The organism is Hymenobacter sp. R533113, assembly GCF_056835965.1.
This window is the reverse complement of record NZ_JAKWBD010000001.1, coordinates 1-19,958: the sequence shown is the minus strand read 5'-3', so window position 1 is coordinate 19,958 and position 19,958 is coordinate 1. Positions and strand designations below refer to the sequence as shown.

The 19,958-nt window shown below is 55.3% G+C and carries 16 protein-coding genes and 2 pseudogenes; 7 read left to right on the top strand and 11 right to left on the bottom strand.

The window, feature by feature from the left end; translation table 11 throughout:
• Positions 1-87 precede the first annotated feature (87 nt).
• Entirely contained in the window at positions 88-1,599 is a 1,512-nt protein-coding gene (locus MKZ35_RS00090; protein ID WP_482511202.1) for an alpha/beta hydrolase family protein, read from the top strand.
• A 262-nt stretch (positions 1,600-1,861) separates the two neighbouring features.
• Positions 1,862-3,358, top strand: a complete 1,497-nt coding sequence (locus MKZ35_RS00085; protein WP_482511201.1) for an alpha/beta hydrolase family protein — start codon at positions 1,862-1,864, stop codon at positions 3,356-3,358.
• A gap of 512 nt (positions 3,359-3,870) precedes the next feature.
• Here MKZ35_RS00085 and MKZ35_RS00080 read toward each other — a convergent pair.
• The 6 genes and pseudogenes from MKZ35_RS00080 to MKZ35_RS00055 form a co-directional block, all read right to left on the bottom strand.
• Positions 3,871-5,610: a DUF4974 domain-containing protein gene (locus MKZ35_RS00080; protein ID WP_482511200.1), complete on the bottom strand. Its 1,740-nt coding sequence runs from the start codon at positions 5,608-5,610 to the stop codon at positions 3,871-3,873.
• A 41-nt stretch (positions 5,611-5,651) separates the two neighbouring features.
• On the bottom strand, positions 5,652-5,873 hold the full coding sequence (locus tag MKZ35_RS00075; protein ID WP_482512236.1) for a FecR domain-containing protein: 222 nt from the start codon (positions 5,871-5,873) through the stop codon (positions 5,652-5,654).
• A 213-nt stretch (positions 5,874-6,086) separates the two neighbouring features.
• Positions 6,087-6,313: pseudogene (locus tag MKZ35_RS00070) on the bottom strand (FecR family protein); the annotation flags it as partial.
• 504 nt (positions 6,314-6,817) lie between these two features.
• Positions 6,818-7,549: a head GIN domain-containing protein gene (locus MKZ35_RS00065; RefSeq protein WP_482511199.1), complete on the bottom strand. Its 732-nt coding sequence runs from the start codon at positions 7,547-7,549 to the stop codon at positions 6,818-6,820.
• Between the two features lie 106 nt (positions 7,550-7,655).
• A complete protein-coding gene (locus tag MKZ35_RS00060) occupies positions 7,656-8,231 on the bottom strand; it encodes an RNA polymerase sigma-70 factor (protein WP_482511198.1) in 576 nt (191 codons plus the stop codon).
• Positions 8,232-8,542: 311 nt separating this feature from the next.
• Positions 8,543-9,744 (bottom strand): annotated as a pseudogene (locus MKZ35_RS00055) (MFS transporter).
• 628 nt (positions 9,745-10,372) lie between these two features.
• On the opposite strand from MKZ35_RS00055, the gene MKZ35_RS00050 reads away from it, so the two are divergent.
• The 3 genes from MKZ35_RS00050 to nth all read left to right on the top strand — a co-directional run bounded on the left by MKZ35_RS00050 (position 10,373) and on the right by nth (position 11,937).
• A complete protein-coding gene (locus MKZ35_RS00050) occupies positions 10,373-11,008 on the top strand; it encodes an RNA polymerase sigma factor (RefSeq protein ID WP_457082189.1) in 636 nt (211 codons plus the stop codon).
• A complete protein-coding gene (locus MKZ35_RS00045; RefSeq protein ID WP_482511197.1) occupies positions 10,947-11,177 on the top strand; it encodes a hypothetical protein in 231 nt (76 codons plus the stop codon). Before MKZ35_RS00050 ends, MKZ35_RS00045 begins: the two co-directional genes overlap by 62 nt.
• A gap of 70 nt (positions 11,178-11,247) precedes the next feature.
• Positions 11,248-11,937: an endonuclease III gene (gene nth, locus MKZ35_RS00040; protein ID WP_482511196.1), complete on the top strand. Its 690-nt coding sequence runs from the start codon at positions 11,248-11,250 to the stop codon at positions 11,935-11,937.
• Between the two features lie 39 nt (positions 11,938-11,976).
• On the opposite strand, the gene MKZ35_RS00035 is transcribed toward nth, so the two are convergent.
• Both MKZ35_RS00035 and gldB read right to left on the bottom strand, forming a co-directional pair.
• On the bottom strand, positions 11,977-13,197 hold the full coding sequence (locus MKZ35_RS00035) for a glycosyltransferase family 4 protein (RefSeq protein ID WP_482511195.1): 1,221 nt from the start codon (positions 13,195-13,197) through the stop codon (positions 11,977-11,979).
• 69 nt (positions 13,198-13,266) lie between these two features.
• Complete coding sequence (gldB, locus tag MKZ35_RS00030) at positions 13,267-14,250, bottom strand: gliding motility lipoprotein GldB (RefSeq protein WP_482512235.1); 984 nt, start codon at positions 14,248-14,250, stop codon at positions 13,267-13,269.
• 125 nt (positions 14,251-14,375) lie between these two features.
• Between gldB and MKZ35_RS00025 the strand changes: the two genes are divergently transcribed.
• A complete protein-coding gene (locus tag MKZ35_RS00025) occupies positions 14,376-15,011 on the top strand; it encodes a porin family protein (protein ID WP_482511194.1) in 636 nt (211 codons plus the stop codon).
• A 188-nt stretch (positions 15,012-15,199) separates the two neighbouring features.
• On the opposite strand, the gene MKZ35_RS00020 is transcribed toward MKZ35_RS00025, so the two are convergent.
• The 3 genes from MKZ35_RS00020 to MKZ35_RS00010 form a co-directional block, all read right to left on the bottom strand.
• A complete protein-coding gene (locus MKZ35_RS00020; protein ID WP_482511193.1) occupies positions 15,200-16,807 on the bottom strand; it encodes an Rne/Rng family ribonuclease in 1,608 nt (535 codons plus the stop codon).
• A 399-nt stretch (positions 16,808-17,206) separates the two neighbouring features.
• Positions 17,207-18,124, bottom strand: a complete 918-nt coding sequence (locus tag MKZ35_RS00015) for a tetratricopeptide repeat protein (protein WP_482511192.1) — start codon at positions 18,122-18,124, stop codon at positions 17,207-17,209.
• Positions 18,125-18,208: 84 nt separating this feature from the next.
• A complete protein-coding gene (locus MKZ35_RS00010; protein WP_084443967.1) occupies positions 18,209-18,514 on the bottom strand; it encodes an HU family DNA-binding protein in 306 nt (101 codons plus the stop codon).
• 200 nt (positions 18,515-18,714) lie between these two features.
• On the opposite strand from MKZ35_RS00010, the gene mutY reads away from it, so the two are divergent.
• Complete coding sequence (mutY, locus tag MKZ35_RS00005; protein ID WP_482511191.1) at positions 18,715-19,806, top strand: A/G-specific adenine glycosylase; 1,092 nt, start codon at positions 18,715-18,717, stop codon at positions 19,804-19,806.
• Positions 19,807-19,958 lie beyond the last annotated feature (152 nt).

Sequence of the window (19,958 nt, the reverse complement as noted above, 5' to 3'; positions counted from 1 at the left end):
GCCTCCTGCTTAGGAGTAGCGAAGTATAGATTTCTGGTGTAGTAAAATTTCGAGAAGATTATACTATTCGTATCCCTGGCCGGCGTTTTGCACCTAGTTGCGTCAGCTATTCTTATCCCATCCTATGCGCCCCGCCACCTCATTTCTGCTTTTTTTCAAGCACTGCTTGCTTTTAGCGCAGTCTCGCTGAGCGCTGCGCCACTCCCGACACTGGGGGGCAAATGGAGCGGCACCCTGAAAATACCAAGCGGTAAGCTGCTCCAGCTTCAAATCGATATCACTGATACGAATGGTAAGCGCACCGCCAGCCTCGACATACCCACCCAAAACGCTCACGATATTACCGTGGAGCGCGTGGAGGTGCGGGGCGACAGTCTGCACTTACAGGCTAGTGCTATTCGGGCCTCCTTTGCGGGCCGCATTGCACCCAATGGTGGATTGATAACCGGCAAATGGCGGCAAAACGGCGCGCGGCTTCCGCTTCTATTGCAGCGCACGAGCACCGCAGTAGTGGCCGCAGCCGCAGCCGCTACGCCAACCATCACGCCTGCTAAAGCGGTAGCAAGCAAGAACTCAAAACGCCCGCAAGAGCCACAGGGACCATTTCCTTACCGCGAGGAGGAAGTTCGATTTGCGAACAAAAGTGCCGGCATCAATTTCGCTGGTACCCTGACGGTGCCGCAAGGCGCCGGCCCGTTTCCGGCGGTAGTATTGCTTTCCGGCTCTGGTGCCCAAAATCGCGACCAGGCCGTGTTTGGCCACCGCCCCTTCTGGATAATTGCCGACTATCTCACCCGCCGCGGCATCGCCGTGCTCCGCTTCGACGACCGGGGTGTAGACCAGTCGGGGGGCAATTCGGCCACGGCTACGGCTGCCGACTACGCTACTGATGCCCAGGCCGCGCTGGACTTCCTCCGCACCCGCCGCGACCTGAACGCCAAGCACCTGGGACTGGTAGGCCACAGCGAAGGCGGCACAGCTGCCATTGCTGCCGCCAATAAAGCGCAAAGCCCCGACTTCTTAATATTGCTAGCTACGCCTGGCGTGCTGGGGCCAGAGGTCATTGTGCGTCAGACCTTGGATATCTCTCGCCTCAAAACCAATGACACCAAAATCTTAGCTGGCGTAGAGCAGCGCCAGCGGGCCTTGCTCAACATCGTGCAGCAGATCAGCGACAATAAGCACGCGCGGGCCCGCCTCATTCCGGCCATGATTCCGCCTATCCCGTTGCCGCCCGAGCAAGCCGCCCAGATGCAGAAGCTAGCCGAGGACAAAGCCGCCATGATGACGACTCCCGCCTACCGCTTTATGCTGGAGGATAATCCGCCCCGCAACCTGCGCACCATCAAGTGCCCGGTGCTGGCCCTCAATGGCTCCAAAGATCTGCTGGTCGCTGCCGAGCCTAATCTGAAGTCTATCGAGAAAGCTCTAAAAAACGGTGGCAACCGCGACGTAACAGTGCGGGAGTTATCCGGTCTGAATCATCTTTTTCAGACGGCTTCTACCGGTGCCGTAACCGAGTACGAGGGCATTACTGAAACCTTCTCCCCCACCGCTCTGCAAGCCATGGGCGACTGGATTGCTCAACGAGCTAAGTAATACGCGGCTGGCCGCTAGTACCTAGCGCGGACTATCTAAAAGGAACAATTTGCTGGGCGCGGTGCTGCGAGCGAATTGTTCCTTTTTTTATATAGCTTGCTGAAGCCTTAAGCTATTTATTTCTCGAAAGCGCGAAATAATCTTGCTATATATTATTCCTATTACTTGCGTAAAAGCATGATTGGTAAGATTATGGCTATTTCATCATTTCTAGTGTACCTTTCGCAGAAAGCATCTTAACCGTTGATTATAATTTAATTTTATGAAGAAAAGCTTACTCTTTTCCCTCTTAATTTGGTTGACGCTGTGGCTGCCGCTAGTGGGCGTGGCTGGTGACCCGGCCCCTCTGAAAGGCCAATGGAAGGGGCTCTTGAAAGTGCCGGGGGGCACTTTGGATCTGATTATTACGATTGTGCCGCTCACGAACGGCTCCTACTACGCGGCCCTCGACGTGCCCAAGCAACGCGTGAACCGGATGCCGGTAGAAGTGGAGCTAAAAGGCAACGATCTGGTACTACGCATAGAGCAGGCCGGCAGCAGCTTCACGGGCAAAGTGGGCCAAGAGGCAGCTACTATTACCGGCACCTGGAAGCAGCCCGGTCTCACGGCCCCACTGGTGCTGAAGCGCGTACTGGTCTCGACGCCCCCAATTGCCAAAAAAGCCCGCCTAACCCCGCCTTATCGGGAAGAGGACGTAGTATTTACTAATGCTGCGGCCAAAATTAAGCTAGCCGGCACCCTTACTGTGCCCGCCGGACCCGGCCCTTTCCCCGCCGTGGTCTTACTTTCCGACATGGGCCCTCAAGACCGTGACGCAGGACAGCAGGACTACCGCATGTTTGGGCAGTTGGCTGATTATCTGACTCGCCGCGGTATTGCCGTGCTACGCTTCGACGACCGCGGCGTAGGCAAATCGGGTGGGGACTACCGTACCGCGACTACCGTCGACCTGGTCGGTGATGCGCAAGCCGCCTTGAACTTCCTCCGCTCCCGCGACCTCATCGATCCGCAGCATGTGGGCTTGCTGGGCCACGGAGAAGGTGCCAACGTAGCGCTGCTGGCTGCCGCCGACCAGCATACCAAGACTCCTGACTTTGTGGTCTCACTAGCTGGCTATGGTGTGTCTGGGCGGGACGTGCTGCTGCGCCAGCAAGTAGAAATTATGCGCTTGATTGGGGCTGATGCGCCGCAGGTAAAAGCCGCCGTGGAGCTATACAACCGGATGGTAGAGGTGATCCGGCAAACGCCCGATAATACCCAGGCGCGGGCTAAGCTGGCTGGCATTCTGCGGCTGAACAACACGAATATAGATCCGGTAATGGCTAAGGCCCGCGCCATTCAGCTTACCACGCCGTGGTCGCGCTACTTTATGGATTTCGACCCCAGCCTCAAGCTAACGGACGTAAAGTGTCCGGTATTGGCTCTCAATGGACTCGATGACTTGCAGGTAGCGGCTCGCGCTAACCTTATCATTTTGTCGAAAGGTCTGAATTCCAACCGCGACGTAACCGTGGAGAAGCTGGCCGGCGTTAACCACTCTTTTCAACCCGACGCTAAAGATTGGCCCGTAGTGAATGGGGAGCAACAGCCTGCCTTCTCGCCCAAGGCACTGGATACTATTCGGGAGTGGGTAATGGTGCGCAGCGGTCAGCCCGACGCTAAAAAGCCATCATCTTCATTTTTAGCGTCTTCCGCTTCTTTCTTCAAACGTCTGAAGCCTAGCTCTACTAAGCAGCCTAAAAGTCAGGCCAGCCGGTAGTTTTATCAAGTCAAAACCCAACATGCTCAACTCGTTCGCTGATGCCTCAATTGCACTGGCGAAGGAGTTGGGCATGTTGAGTTTTAGGTTAAAACTCTACCCTGTAGTTCAGAAACGGCACGAGTGAGGTTTGATAGGTGGTTTCTATTTGCTGAGAATATCGATCGTAGAAACGGCCGTAGATGTTCTGGTTATTGCTGGCATTTCGAATGTCGAGGGAAATGATGTGCGAGGCATGGGGGCATTTTTGCGGTAGCTGGCCCAGCTGCTAGCAGCTGTCGGTGAAAAGCAGGAAAAGACAGAATTTGGCCGCGAAGCCCGAGTAAGAGAAAGCGGTGCCGCGCGAGGCGGCTTAGCGGAACGTTCCGCTTATAAGAGACATAGACTGGGCTTTCCCCCTACGCCTCCCTCGAAAATATTTTTGAGTTGGAAATTGAGGGAGAATTTGCCCCCAGAACGCGGTAGAGACACAACATTTTGCGTCTCTACCGTAGGCGACTATTCACACACAGCTACAAGCGGATCCCAACGCAGTAGCCAAACCAGCCGAGCACGCGGGTATTCGTGTTGCCTTCGTCGAGCCAGAGGCTGCGGTTTTGCAGGAGGCTGGAGTAAATTTGCCCCTTATCGGCATCGTAGCGCTGGGTGACGAGCACACTCACCGTAGGCCCGGCCACAATGCGGAAGTGGCCCCCGGCCTTCAGCGGCGCAAAGCCTACCAGGAAGCGCAATTGGTTGTGTAGGTTAAGCTCGTCGGTCCAGCCGCGGCTCTCCTCGTTTACGTGCATGGCTACTGCGTCGAGGCTCAGGCTGATGCGCCGACGGGCCAGCAACTCAGTGCCAGCGCCGTAGCCCAGCGCCCAACGCCGGTCGCGGCTGCCGAAGCCGTCGTAGGCGCCTGTGAAAAAGGTGTAAAAACTGGCCGAGCCACCTAGTTTCAGGCTGGCACTCACCGGCCAGGATTCGGTATTGACCACTTCGAACCGGTGGTAGCCCCGGCGCACAAAATTGAGCGGCGCAATGCTGACGCCATCTACCGAGTCAGCAATGTTGAGCAGGCCCGCGAGCTGCACCCCGCGCACAGTACCCGCCGCATTGAACAAGCCCGCAGCTTGTACGCCCCGCACTTCGCTCAGGGCTACATTGAATAAGCCGGCCGCCTGTATGGTGGCCTGGCTGGGGGGCATTTTTGCGGCGCTACTGGCTGAGTCAGCTGCCTGGGGGGCATTTTTAACAGGGCCAGCATAGTTGAATAAACCAGCAGTTTGCACTCCGCTCACGGGGCGAGTGGCGACATTGAGCAAGCCTGCGGCCTGCCAGCCTGTACCCGTACCACCTAGCACGTTCAGCAGGCCCGCTCCCTGAAAACCGTTGAGGTGGCGGCCTACCACATTGGCCAGGCCCGCTACCTGCACGCCCCGCACCGAGTCGCGGTCTACGTTGAACAGGCCAGCGGCCTCAAATCCATCGACTCCCGCCGCGTAGCCGCCCAGCACGTTCAGTGACACTTTATTTACCGTTTGCCCGCTACGTATTCCATTAGAGCCCAATGGTCCCAGGAAAGATACTTGCGCGGTTTTGGTACGGGTAGGCCGCGCTGGCTCTTCAAATTCCGGCTCAGCAACAGCAGGCTGTGCCACCGAATCGGCTGCCGTTATAGCCGTAACAACGGCGGTAGTGCTAGGTGTTACCGGCGCATCTGTTTCAACCGATTGAGCACCCGATGTAGAGCTGGCAGTGGGGCTGCTGTCTTTGGGTTGAGGAGCCGGCTGCTTGACCTGTGCTGGCTTGGCAGCCGGCGCTTTAACGGCCGCCGTTGCCTTACTTCTTGCGGTCGGAGAATCAGCAGGAATAGGCTTGGCGGCTGAGCTTTTGCCGCCGGCGCTGGATGGTGAATCACTCGGCGGGTTGGGCTTGGCGGGCTTCACGGAGTGCAGCACAATTTGATCACCTACCAGTTCGTAGCCAATGTTCTTATCTGCCAGCACTGTATTCAGGACCGTGCGCAACGGTTGGTTCTGCACGCTGAGCGTCACGGGCTGGCTTAAGTTTAGCGCCGTATTGCTATAAGAGATGCGCACTCCGTACTCGCGCCGCAACGTCCGCAGCACCGATTCGAGCGGAGCTTGGCTAAAGGTGACCGTTACCCGGCGGTCCAGCACGGAGCTGGGCCGGGTCTGGGAATGAGCAGGTAGCGGCGAGCCGGCCAATGCACAACACAAGGCAAGGACCAGGCATATGCGGTTTCGCATAGCTAGTAGGGAAATAAAAAGCGAGAGAAAAAGCCGGGGCGCTAGCGGCAGCCCGGTCCGTCAAGTGTGTAGCCAGTAGCCGATTGGCTTACCGTGAGATTGGCCGATAAGCTCACCACGCGCAGCACCTGGGGTAGGCTGGTGCGGGCAAAATTGCCGGTGAAACGACAGCTGCCGAGGGCTGGGTTGGCCAGCGTCACGGGCGTGTCGTAGTAGCGAGTCAGCGTTTGGGCTAGCTGGTCCAGCGACTGGTTATCGAACACCAGCTCCTGCTGCTGCCAGGCGCGGAAGTTGGGATCTATAATAGGTTTCTGGACGGCGGCCGTGGGAGCCACTCGATGAATTACACCCCGCTGGCCCGGCGTGAGTAGCACCGAATCGGAGCCGGTTAGTAGGCGGCGCACCGGGCTGAAGGCTACGCGCCCCGTCACTACGGCTACCTCCACCGAGTCTTCGGCACCGTAGGCCCGCACGTTAAACGAGGTGCCCAGCACTTGCGTCCGGGTCTCGTTGGCTAGCACCGTAAAGGGGCGGCCGTGGTCTTTCTTGACTTCAAAAATGCCTCCCCTTGCAGCTGCACCTCGCGTACCGTTTCGTTGAAGTTGGCGGCGTAGCTCAGGGTTGAATGGCGATTTACCCAGACCTGGCTGCCGTCGGGTAAGGTGGTTTGCTGACGCTGGGCACCAGCCGCCACAGTTACCATTTCCTCCTGATTGAGTGGCAGAAAAATGCGCAACAAGCTCCATACGCCCATCAGCAGCAGTACAGCCGCCGCCACGCGCAGCCAGGGCTGCGCGGCTGGCCAGAGCGGTACCACCTTGCCTTCCGTCACTATCGGCGCGGGCACGGCGGTTAGAGTTGGAGCTAATTCGGCGGCTACGCGAAACTGCTGCCAGGCTACTTCTACATCTGCATCCGAAAATTCCTCAGTTACGGTGCCGCCTCGCTCCCAGGCCCTGGTAGCATCGGTAAGCAGGGGCAGATGGTCGGGAGTGGCCGTTATCCAAGCATGCAATTCCTGCTGTTCCGACGCAGAGGCTTCACCGGCCAGGTGTTTGGCCAGGAGGTCCCAGGGGGCTTCCGCATCGAAATACAGGTCGGGCATGAAGGAGGGCGGCAAGTGAGCCTGCTAAAGTCGGTATTTTCTGGAAACCGGACGGGGGCTTGGAAGGAAGTTTAGCATTTATCCTAAAGCAAAATACTTGCTTTAGTTATCAGCCAGCACCTTGCCAGAGCCGGAAATTCGGCTGCTTACGGTGGGGTTGCCTCGATAATAGATGGAGCCACTGCCCGCTATATCCGCGGTGAGGGTCCGCGCCGCCCGCACATAGCTCCTGCCCGACCCGCTGATAGCCACGTAGCTATCTTGGGTAGCCAACTCGAAAGCGCTTACCCGCCCCGATCCGCTGATATTGACATTGTGGCTCGGAGCAGTACCGCTCAGCTTCACCTCACCCGACCCCGATACGTTCGTACGCAGGGCCTCCACCTGGGCTAAGTTCAGATTGGCCTCGCCCGAACCCGACACGCCGACCCGGAAGCTTGCCGCCGTCCAGGACGAAGTGCTGCTTACTTTGCCCGAGCCCGACACCTCTACTTCCGTCAGGGTAGGCACCGTAACGTAGATGCGTATGGGGTCGTGCCCGCGCACCCGGTAGCGCCCGTACTCTATTTCGAGCTTGTCGCCGGACAATTCGGTTTCGAGGATGTCCAGAATATTGCGCTGGGCTTCCAGCCGCACCTGCTGGGGGCTGCCTTGGGTTATAATTACGTCGGCGTCAATCTTGAGCTCCAGGCGGTTGAAGCTGTTGAGCGTCCGGGTTTCCGTTTGGCTAGGACCAGTACCGCGCACGCTGGGTCCGATTATGTCGCCTTCGTGGTGGCAGGCAGTGGTGAGCAGTGCGGCCGGTAGAGCCAATAGGAGCAGTAGCTTTTTCATAGCGTACACGTGATAGAGTGGGAGATGAGGATGCTTTCAGTACTAAGAGTCACAGCTCCGGCTTTACCCCTACGCCGCTCACAACTATTTTTTTGCCCCCAGCTCTCTACCATAATAGAAAACTAGGCAACAGCCCCTTCAAGCCCTGGCGGAGCAGGCGCAAGGCTTTGCCCATCTGGTTTTCCACCGTCTTGGGGGCCACTTCCAGAGCATCAGCAATTTGCTGGTAGCTCAGCCCGTCTTGGCGACTGAGCAGAAACACCGCTCGGCACTGTGGGGGCAGCGTGGCTAGCGCCGCCGCCACGGCCGCTTCCGCCTCCTGCCCGTGCACGTGCTCCTCGGTCGTATTGCGGCCCGCATCGGGCAGGCTCGCCTCGGCCCAAGCCACCTGGCGCTTGTGGCGATCTGTGTAGCGTAAAGCCGCATTTAGCACGGCCCGGGTGAGGTAAGCCTGATAAGTGGAGGTAATGACGAGGGTCTCGCGGTTCTTCCACACGTTGAGCAGCACCTCCTGCACCAGATCTTCGGCCACCGCTCGGTTCTGCACCACCCGCACCGCAGTCGTGGCCAGAGACCGGTAGTAGGCCCGATACAGCGCCTCCATAAATGCTTCCCCATCCGTTTGCTGCAGCCCCGCCAAGCGTTGTTCGAGGGCAGCGGCTGGGTTAGTAGCGGTGGTCATAACAGCGGCGGAAGATTGAACTACTGTTCGTACACTCTGTGTAGCAAGCGCGCTTCCGTGGTTTATTACAGCGAAATTATGCGCTCTGCTATCAGCTACCTTGGATAAGCAGGCAGTAGGATTTTGGCCGCTGAAAACCAGCTTTGATCGTAACCGGTGATGGAGCTAAATACTGTACCGGCTAATTGGGTGCAACATTACGACTTTGCAACATGATGTCCCACAACACATTGCTATATTCTAGCTGATAAATCCTTTAATTGAAAAAGACACTCAGCTAAATAATGCCCCAAGGACCGAGAAAAGCCAGACTAGGTTGCGGCCACAGGCTTAGGCTCGGGAGTCAAATCCAGGCGGCGCAATTTATCAGCTTTAATAGCTGTAATAGCCACGACCAGCAAGGTCATAGCCCCGCCAAACACGACCGACGGCACCACGCCCATTAGTCGGGCCGCCACCCCCGATTCGAAGGAGCCAATTTCATTAGAGGAGCCAATAAAGATGTTGTTCACGGCCGATACCCGCCCTTTCATGTGCTCCGGCGTGAAGGTGTGCAGCAGCGTGGACCGCACAATAACCGATACCGAATCGAAGGCGCCGGTGAGAAACAACAGCACCAGCGACAGCCAGAAACTGTGCGACAGCGCAAAGCAGATGGTAGCTACGCCAAAGCCTGCTACGGCCCATAATAGCTTGCTTCCGGCGCGGCGACGCAACGGATAATACGTCATCAGTACGGCCATAAGTACTGAGCCAACGGCCGGCGCGGCGCGGAGGAAACCCAAGCCTTCGGGACCAGTGCGCAGAATATCGTCGGCAAAAATAGGGAGCAGAGCTACCGCACCGCCAAAAAGCACTGCGAATAGATCGAGCGACAGGGCCGCTAGCACCAGCTGGTTGCTAAAGATAAACTGCACGCCCGACAGTACACTTTCCTTAAGATTTAGCCGCTCGCCTATCCTATCAGGCAATGCTCGACTAGCAATGCTACTGTACAGCAATAAGGCCACGGCCATTAGCACCGCGTCTACTCCATAAGCGGTATTAATGCCGGCTTTGGCAAATAAAAGCCCCCAACAGCCGGACCTATCACCGCCGAGGCTTGCCACGTGGTGCTATTCCAGGTAATAGCGTTGGCCAGCCGCTCGCGGTCGGGCATGAGCTGGGGCATGAAGGAAAACAGCGCCGGTCCCAGAAAGCCCCGCGCGATGCCACTCACGAAAATGACTGCGTACAGTGGCAGGGTATAAAATTGATCTTTAGCCAGTAGCCACGACCCAACAGGCCGAGTGAGCAGAAACAGTGAAACAGAGCACAGCAGTAATACCGCGACGGCCGCCACAATTATGTTCTTGCGCCGCACCGAGTCGGCCACGTGCCCGGCATAGAGCGACACGACAATGCTGGGAATCGCCTCGGCCAAACCAATCAAGCCCAAAGCCAGCGGGTCGTTCGTCAGCCGAAACATCTGCCAGCTCACCACCACGCCCTGAATCTGGGTGGCGACGGTCATGCACACGCGAGCCGATAATAAACGACGAAACTCCGGCAGCCGCAGGGCCGCGTATGGATCGTGGGAGCCAGCAGAAAAAATAGCGGACATAGAAAGGCGCAAATCAAAAGCGCGGGCAAAGGTAGCGCAACCTGCTTGAACCCAGTATGCTGGAGCTTTTTACCTTCTCTCACACCAACGACCAGTACGGCTACCGTCGCTGGGGGGCTTTTTTTTGCGCGATATACTGTTGGCCTTGCTAAATCCGGATGCTATAAAGCCCTCGTATTGTAGAGGCGTAGCTTTCAGGCAGTTTCGGGCAATTGCGTCAAGTCGCTGAGAACCTACAACGCTTTGCAGTTGACTACGGTGTTATTTTTGCTGCATCTAGAATTATTCACCATTTCTCTAATGTCCGCTTAAAAAGTCTGGTGCGTCTGAAATAGTAAATAATTGATTTATAATATTTAATAGATTGTTTTAGCTCAACAGAAAAAAAAGTTTCGTTTGGCTTCTATTGGCGTTGTGAATACCCTAGTAGTTTTCTACATTTGACTTTCCCAGTTATCTTTTTACAAGAATTATCTCTTTCACCGGCAAACTGCACTATTTGACCTGAAGCTCTACGTTCCCTTAACCCGTAGCCTTTATGGAAACCATGCAGCCGAGCGATTCCGCGTTGATTTCGCTCTACATTGCCGGCAAAGAAGATGCCTTTGCGCTCTTACTAGAGCGGCATAAAGCCCGCGTTTTTACCACTATTATGCTCATCGTGCGGGATGAAGCGGTGGCCGAAGACCTGTTGCAAGACACCTTTATTAAAGCCATTCACACCATGAAGGGTGGACGCTATAATGAGGAAGGTAAATTTTCTTCCTGGATATGCCGCATTGCCCATAATTTGGCCATTGACTGCTTCCGCCGCGAAAAACGCAAGCCTTTATTGAGTCTTGATACAACAAGCCACGCCTTTAATTCGTTGGCTTTAGCGGAGGAGGGCGCGGAAGCGGCCATCACCCGCGAAGAGACCCATGCCCGGTTGCGCGAATTAATTCAGGATCTGCCCGCGGCGCAGAAGGAAGTGCTCATTATGCGTCACTATGGCGATATGAGCTTTCAGGAAATCGCCGATGCGACAGGGGTCAGCATTAATACCGCTCTGGGTCGGATGCGCTACGCGCTCATCAACCTGCGGAAAAAAATGGCCGCGCAACCTGTTTTCTATGATCAAAACATTTACCCACGAGAAGCTGATCCGGTACGTGTACAACGAGTTGCCGGATGAGGAACACCAGGAAGTAGAGCAAGCCTTAGTACATGATGCGGAATTGGCTGCCCGCTGTGCCGACTTGCTACTAGCCCAACGCTGCCTCAACGGGTTGCAGCGCGGCCCCCACTCCGCCACGACGCAGGCTATCCTGCAGTACTCGCGGACCTTTCTAACCCCCTCTTAGCAAAAAAGCAGAGGGGAGGAGTAACGAGAGTAGCGTATTTTGCTGCTCCATTACTCCTTCCCTCTTTTTTATGCGCAAGACTGAGCGGTTTCGTCGCTTTCTAGAGTACTTCACCACGCACTTTCCGGAGCCCCAAACGGAGCTGCACTACGCCAACCCCTACGAGCTACTCGTGGCCGTGGTGCTCAGCGCCCAGTGCACCGACAAGCGCGTAAATCTGGTGATGCCCGAACTGCTGCGCCAGTTCCCGACGCCGGCCCACCTGGGCGCCGCCTCGGCCGAAGAAGTATATCCATTTATCCGTAGCGTTTCCTACCCGAATAACAAGGCCAAGCACCTGGCGGGCCTGGGCCGGATGCTGATAGAAGAGTTTGGCGGCGAAGTGCCCAGCACCATTGAGGAGCTACAGCGCCTGCCGGGCGTGGGGCGCAAAACGGCCAACGTCGTGGTTTCGGTCATTTATAATCAGCCCGCTATGGCCGTGGATACGCACGTGTTTCGCGTTTCGCATCGGCTCGGCTTGGTAAACCGCATTTCTACTACGCCCTTAGCGGTAGAAAAAGAGTTGGTGCGCTACATTCCGGAAAACTTAGTCCCGAAGGCTCACCACTGGCTAATCCTGCATGGTCGCTACATCTGCGTGGCGCGCCAGCCTAAGTGCGCTATCTGCCCTCTCACTGATTTCTGCAAATACTACGCTCAGCACGTTGCCGCGCCCATTTCGGAGCCAAACAACTCAGATTTGCCCCCCAATGCCTAAAAAATTATCTAATCAGTACAACTTAGCACAAAACTAGTCTTAAGTAGTATTAACACCTCTCTGCCCGGCTGCTGACTCTAAAATTGTCTGCATTGTCGCCGCTAATGTCTGTCGGTCGAAGTGGGCGTGGGCCGTGGCTTGCCCATTAGTGCCAGCTTGCTTCAGCCTGGCAGGGTCGGCCAGCAAGGTGCTGATACACGAAGCCAGAGCGTCAGCATTGCCGGCGGGCGAGTACCAACCGCAGCGGTAGTTCTCCACCCATTGCCGGGTCCAGCCGTTATTGGTCACTATTACGGGGGTGCCAACGGCGAGGCTGTCGTAAAACTTAGCCGGCGAGTTGGCATCGAGCACCGGCAGCGCTAGGAAAGAAACCACCGAAACTTCGGCCATCCGGAACCAGGTAAAAACCGCGTGGCGGGGCTGAGGAGGGACTAGCCGAATACCAGCACAGCGCGCCGCGGCTGCTTGAATCAGAGGCTCATGAAAGCCATGGCCCATAAATAACCAGAGTACGTCAGGATGCGTGGGGGCCATTTTTTCGGCGGTGGCCACCAGCGTCGGGATGTCATTGGCCCGGCCGAAAGTACCGGCGTAGAGAATAGCGCGTCGGCCCGTTAAGCCCTTCTCTTGCCGTAGAGTGGCCACGGCGCTATCAGTAGCAATAGCGGCTAAATCGAAATCCGTGCCGTTGAGTACAGTGGTTGTTTTTTCGGCACTTACGCCCAGTTGCTCAATATAACTCGCCATATCGGGCGACAGAGGTATTATGTGAGCGGCGCTGGCGTACAATCGCCTTTCCAGGGCAAATAACTGTTTTTGCGCTATCTGACTGGGCACCGCGCCCATGGCGATGGGAAATGATGGCCATAAGTCCTGCACCTCGAACACCCACGGTACTCGACGTAGCCGCGCAACTTGCGCGGCGGCCCAAGCAGCGGTGAGCGGAGTAGATATTCCCCAGATAACATCGGGCTTGTCCAGGCGCAGTCCCTCGCGCACAGCATAGGCCGCGTATTGCCCAAAAGCCAGCGCCCGCCGGCCCACGCCCATCTTGTTGTTATAAGGTACCGCAGCGGCCCGCATTTCTACGCCTTCGGGAAGCCACGGGAACTGCTTAGTTAGCGCCTGCGCCTCCCAGATATGCGTAGTAATCAGCGATACGCGGTGCTTACGAGCTAGGTGAGCCAGCAGCGTATAGTGCCGACTGGTAGCCGGACAATCGGGGTTCGTATGATACTGACTGAAAACCGCGATGTGCACCTGGTATTTGATAAGTGTACACTAGTTGAGCGCTTCTTTGCCCCCTTTAAAGCCGCTGATACTGGTAGCCTATTTGCGCTTCGGCCGATAGCGCGACTCGTTTAGAATCGCCTGCGGGTCCTTATTCGCCATCAGCTGCGCGAGCGTCACTTTGGGGTGTGTATCCATGTACTTACGCACAATTTGCCACCCCACCCAGGCCCCGACGCGGCCAGGGGCCGTTTTGTCGATTTCGGGCACATTAGGCCGCTCACTCACGTATTTCTGGATTGTGAATGGACTGGTATTATAAAGCAGATTTTTCTCGATAAAGTGAGCCCATACTTTGCCCTCATTGAACTGCAGATTGGTTAGCTCAGTGGCTGTATATCCGATCAATACTGAATCAGGAGCACAGGGTAACATTTCCTGCGTGAAATAAAGCGCCTTACCTAGCTGTACCATTTCGCTGAGCATGTTTTGCTGTTTGGCAGGCGGCGCCTGGTTATACTTACTGGAAATAGCCTGGGCGACTGTCGGCATAAGGTGAGCCGGGGTGTAGCGCCGCAGGATATAGGCGGGCACATTGGGGCGGTAACTGGCTTTGGGACCTACGAAAAAGTCAAGACTGAGCACCATCAGGCTATCATTCACGAATAAGTCCTGGCTGAGCCCGCTCACAAACGTCTTGACCGGCGGCACCCGAAAAGCGGGAAAGTAATAGCGCACGTGCTGCATGAGCTGCTTTAGCTCCATCTGCAGGGTGTCGGTGCTGGAGAATTCAGCCAGCGTCTCGCGGCCTAGCTTCTGCAAACCCGGATTAGTAGCCAGGCGGGTAAGCGTAGCAGCCAGCGCCGCATCGGAGGGATACTGCCGGCGCTGTAAAAACTGGTTAGCCAGCAGCGGGTTTCGAGCCAAAAACTGCTGTGCCTCTGCCTCATTCTTGATTGCAAAGAATGATTGCTCCAGCCGCTCGACTTGTACAGGAGCCTCTATCTTGGCTATTTCTGGGTTTATTTCGCAGATAGTGGCCTTTTTGCAGCCAGTCAACAGCAATAGAGTACTCAACCAAATAGCAAAACAGGTACGCAGGGGGGCAGATTTGTAATACACGGTTCTATCTTTGGGACGAAAATAGCCAAAACGAAACGCTAGCCGGTCAGCTTTCGTGTTTCAGGTGTCGTTTTATCAGTTTAATTATGAAAAAAATACTCTTAGCCCTGTTCTTACTTGGCGCTTCCCTCGGTACGGCTTCCGCTCAGGTTGAGATAGGCATCAAGCTTTCGCCTTCTATCGCCTATCTGCGGGCTGATTCGCCGGGCGCAAGCAATTTTCAATCAGAGAAGAGCAAGCTGGGCATCGGTGGTGGCCTGGTCGTCGATTATTTCTTTGGGCAGAACTACGCTTTCGGCACGGGCTTGCAGCTTACCAGCAAGGGCGGCACAATTTCCTACAGCGGATTCGACTCAAATAACAAGCAGAAGATTAGTCTTCAATACCTGGAAATACCGCTGACAGTGAAGCTGTTCACCAACGATATTACCACGGATACCAAGCTCTATTTTCAGCTGGGGGGCAAAATTGGTGGTGTAGTGGCGGCTCGCATCGACGGCGACAAGTTTTACCAAGGTAATGAAAGGTCTCGCACTCACTTTATTATTCCTGATGCAGCTTTACTTGGCGGCTTAGGGGCTGAATACCAAGTAGGACAGAGCACGAAAGTATTTGCTGGCCTCTCGTATCATCATGGTCTTGCTAACATAGACCGTTATTTTGACAACGATGTAACTATCAAAAACGGGGAAGTAGCGCTTGACTTGGGCATTAAGTTTTAAGTGGTGAAATAGTGAGTGGTGAAATGGTGAGTTTACCGTTCTAGTTGTTATCATCCTCGTGTGGTCGGCGGCGCGAGAACGTCAAACTCACCATTTCACCACTCACTATTTCACCATAAAGCCCGCCTTGCTCATCCAGAGCGAGGCGGGCTTTCGTCTTGGTCAGGGGCTTTTCGCAGAAAAAACCGTTAGTCCGTAATCTCTATTTCGCGGTCTTGGAGACGAGCCATAGCGGCTGCGGGTGAGTGCAGCTCAATGTCTTCGCCGCGCTCGTCCTCGATGCGGTAATCGGTGAGGCCCAGGCTGGTATCCTTGGTCACTTTTACCCACTTATAATACTTCAGATACCACTTCATCTGCTTGGAAACCAAGCCTTTGGTGTAGTATGCGTACAGGAAGGGATGCACGTGCAGCGTAATGCCCGACTGATTCTGGGTCACCAGCAAGTCTTCGATGCTGTTCTCAATCTCATCGGTGACGAGAATAGAGGCCGAAATCTTGCCGGTGCCGCCACAGGTAGGGCATAGCTCGCCGGTGATGATGTTTTCGGCGGGCCGCACGCGCTGCCGCGTGATTTGCAGCAACCCAAACTTGGTGATGGGCAGAATGGTGTAGCGCGCTTTATCGTGCTTCATAATGTCCTTCACCGCGTCCTCCACCTTCTTACGGCTCTCCGCCGCCTTCATATCGATGAAATCGACGACAATAATGCCCCCCATATCGCGCAAACGCAGCTGACGAGCTACCTCACGGGCCGCCGACATATTTACGTGCAGGGCATTCGCTTCCTGGTCGCTTTCCTGGTTGCTCTTGTTGCCGGAGTTCACGTCGATAACGTGCAGGGCCTCGGTGTGCTCGATAACAAGATAGCCGCCGCCGGGCACTGTCACGGTTTTGCCGAACAGGGTTTTGAGCTGCTTCTCGATGTTGAACTGCTCAAACATCTTCACCTTGCCGGTGTAGTGCTTGAGCAGGCCCAGCTTATCAGGCGCAATTTTCTCCAGATAGGCGCGCATCTCTTCGTACATCGGCGCCGAATCGACGGTAATGGCATCGAAGGACTCATTGAGCATATCACGTAGCATAGAGCTCGTGCGGCCCAGCTCCCCCAGTATCTTATCGCGCTCCTTGGCGGTGCGCAGGGTCTGGAAGAGTTGTTCCCAGTTGGCCGTCATGCTCTGCATGTCCTTATCCAGCTCGGCTACCTCGCGGCCCTCCGCTACAGTCCGGATGATAACGCCAAAGTTGTCGGGCTTGATGGAGGCGATAAGGCGCTTGAGCCGATCCCGCTCCGTGCGGCTGACAATTTTCTTGGAAACGCTGATGGTATTGGAAAAAGGCACCAATACGAGGTAGCGACCCGCCATCGAAATATCGGTGGACAGGCGCGGACCTTTGGTCGAAATGGGCTCTTTTACAATCTGAACCAGCAGTTGCTGGCCCTTTTTGAGCACGTTGTCGATCTTGCCGACTTTGTCGAGCGGTTCCTCAAACTGGAAGGTTTTCAGGGGCCCGACGGTAGTTTTCTGCGATTGTACGCCTTTCACCCACTTATTCAACGACAGGAAATTCTCGCCCAGGTCGCCGTAGTGCAGAAAAGCGTCTTTTTGATACCCGATGTCAATGAACGCAGCGTTCAGACCGGGCATCACTTTCTTGACCGTACCCAGGAAGATGTCACCAACGGAATAGTTGGTGTCGTTGCGGTCGAAATGGTATTCGATGAGCCGCTTGTCCTGGAGCAGGGCAATTCGTTCGCCATCCTGAGCAGAATTAATGATTAATTCGTTACTCAATGTCTCGGTAGCTTAACTAATCTCCCCAAAAGCGCCCGAATTTGCCCCCCGAAACCCACAAAGGGAAGCCAGTGCACCAAGGCACCAGCTTCCCTTCCGAGCCACGGGGAAAGCATCAAACCAGCCACTCTCAAGGATACTAAATGAGAGATAAACGGACTTTGGTTGAAGCCTCAACCGTCCGCCAGCTAACCCCGCGGGGCTTACTTCTTCTTGTGACGGTTCTTGCGCAGACGCTTCTTGCGCTTGTGGGTGGCGATTTTATGACGCTTTCTCTTTTTACCGCAGGGCATGTGGTTGTAGGTTAAATGGTTGAATTACTTTATGCTCGAATAGCTGCTTGCTCATCCGCCGCTACTGCTGGAAAGCAGTAGGCGTTGGAAGCGCAAATCTGCTGATTTATTCCAACTTGCTCAACTCCTCGGCCACGGAAGCCGCCAGACTTGGGTCGCTGCTTAAGCTTTTGGCCTTGGTGAAAGCCGTTCGGGCTTCGTCTTTGGCACCCGTCTGGGCCAAAGAAACGCCTAAATAAAACTGGCCGTTCACGTTATTCGGATTCACTTTTACAAGCTCCTGAAAACGCTCTACGGCTTTATCGTACTGATTGCTTTGAATAGAGAGGATGCCCAGGTTATAGAGCGCCTTCTCGTTGCGGGGGTTGGCAGCCAGCACCTCGCGCAGTAACGTAACGCCCTGCACGGGGTTGTCGCTAGCCATATAGGCCATGCCTAAATTGGTTTTAGCGTCGAGATTATCGGGGTTGTTTTTCAACACCTTCTCATACAGTTCCCGAGTTTTAGTGCTTAATGCTTTGGCCCGTTCCTCGGTAGCAGCAAAGCCAAAGGCTTCAAAGTACTCATCAGCGGCCCGTTTCCAAGCTTGTTCGCCCGGACGCGCAATAGCGACCTGCTCGTAGTAATAACCAGCGCTGTCAAACTTAGCGATGGCTTTATACTTAGCGGCCAGGTCGGAGGCCACGCGCAGGCGAGCCTGCGGGTCGCGCTCCTTATTGTAGCGGGCGGCCAGTTGCTTTATCTCGCGGCTTTGCTCGGCCGTAGCTTGCTGGTGAGGCTGCTCGGGCGTACCAGCAATAGGGTCGGCGGTTTGCTCCTGCTCACCCGAAGAGGCAATAGCTTTAGAGCCATTAGTAGCAGGTCCACCGCCGTCGCGGTTGGCCGTGCGGGCCGCGTCCTGGGTTAGCTCACCTTTGCCTTCTTTGGGCTTCACCATTACTTTAGGCAGCACAAACAAGCCAGCTATCAGCGCTAGGGCGACAGCTAATACCAGTAATTGATGCGACAAAGGACGTGAAGCCATGCAGAAAAAGCAGGCCGCCGGGCTTCCTGTTAGGGAGCGCCCGACGGCTAGCCAGCAAAGAGATAAGTAGAAGAGAAAGAAGGATTAAGCCTGAGCCGTTTCCTTGATTTTCTTGCTGTTTTTGATTTTACCAATGAAGGTTTTCGACGGCTTGAAGCTAGGAATGAAATGTTCGTCAATGATGATTGACGTATTTTTCGAGATGTTACGAGCCACTTTCTTTGCCCGCTTCTTGTTTACGAAGCTGCCAAAGCCGCGTACGTAGATGTTGTTGCCGTCGGCCATCGAATCCTTTACTACTTTGAAGAAGGCTTCAACGGTAGCTGACACGTCTCCTTTTTCGATGCCGGTCTTGTCGGCAATCTCGGCGATTACTTCTGCTTTAGTCACGCTGGTAAATGAAATGTACTATGAAGAGAAAAAAATAGGCAGGGCAAAAAGTTCCGATTCAATACGTAAGCCTTTGCCCGGCAGGCTGTTCGCTTATGAATTCGGGCCACAAAGGTAGTTTCCTTTTTTGGTTTTGCAACATTATTCCCTGATTCCCCACGCCTCTCCCTTTCTTTCCTAAATTATTTGCTCTCAATATATTGCCTTCTTCCAATTCTACTCTCGCCCACCCTTTCTTCGCTTCGGCTCTCCTCGATTGGTACCCGCGCCACCGCCGCGACCTGCCCTGGCGCCATACCCGCGACCCGTACGCTATCTGGCTCTCCGAGGTCATTTTGCAGCAAACCCGCGTGAAGCAGGGCCTCCCCTATTACCTTGACTTTGTTACATCTTACCCCACCGTGCAGAACTTAGCTGCCGCGCCCGAGGATGAGGTGATGCGCCACTGGCAAGGGTTGGGTTACTACTCGCGGGCCCGCAACATGCACTACACCGCCAAACAGGTCACCAGCGAGTTTGGGGGGCAATTTCCGGGCTCCTACGCGGGTTTGCTGCAACTCAAAGGCGTGGGACAGTACACCGCCGCGGCCATTGCCTCTTTTGCCTACGATGAGCAGGTGGCCGTGCTCGATGGCAACGTGTACCGGGTGCTGGCCCGCGTGTTCGGCATTAGCGCCGATATTGCCGCGCCCGCCAGTCGCAAAGTGTTTCAGCAGCTGGCCGATACGCTTATTCCGACCGCCGCGCCCGCCGAGTTTAACCAGGCCATTATGGAGTTCGGGGCTATTCAGTGTACGCCGCTGAAGCCGGATTGCTTGTTTTGTCCGCTACAGGGCCAGTGCTTTGCCTTTCAGCACGGCATGGTGCAGGAGTTGCCCGTCAAAAGCAGGGCCAAGGCGGCCCGCACGCGCTACTTTCACTACATGGTGCTGCGCTACGAGGATACCGTGTATCTGCGCAAGCGCACGGATAAAGACATTTGGCAAGGCCTCTACGACTTTGCGCTCACTGAGTCGGAAAGTCCGGATTTGCCCCCCACCGACCTGGTGAATAAAGTAGAAGACCTGGGGGGCAAATTAGATACAAATACGGTTGAGGAGCCCGCGTATGCGGCCCGCCATGTGCTCAGTCATCAGAAGGTGGAGGCTCGTTTTCATGCCGTTCGGCTGCAGGCTCCGCTGCCGGCGGCGGCGCTGGCAGCTAGCGGTTTGGCGCCTTTCACTAGGGCCGAAATCGAGCAGTTGCCCAAGGCCGTTTTGATCAGTAATTACTTGGAAAGAATTGGGTTTTAAGCGATTTTTTGTTTGGATGCCAGGGGGCCTTTTTGTATCTTTAAAGGAATAGGAAGCGGCGTATTTTGCTTCGTAACCCCTTATTAATCAAGTGATGGCAGCAGGAGTAAACAAAGTAATCTTAGTTGGAAATCTGGGCAAAGACCCGGAGG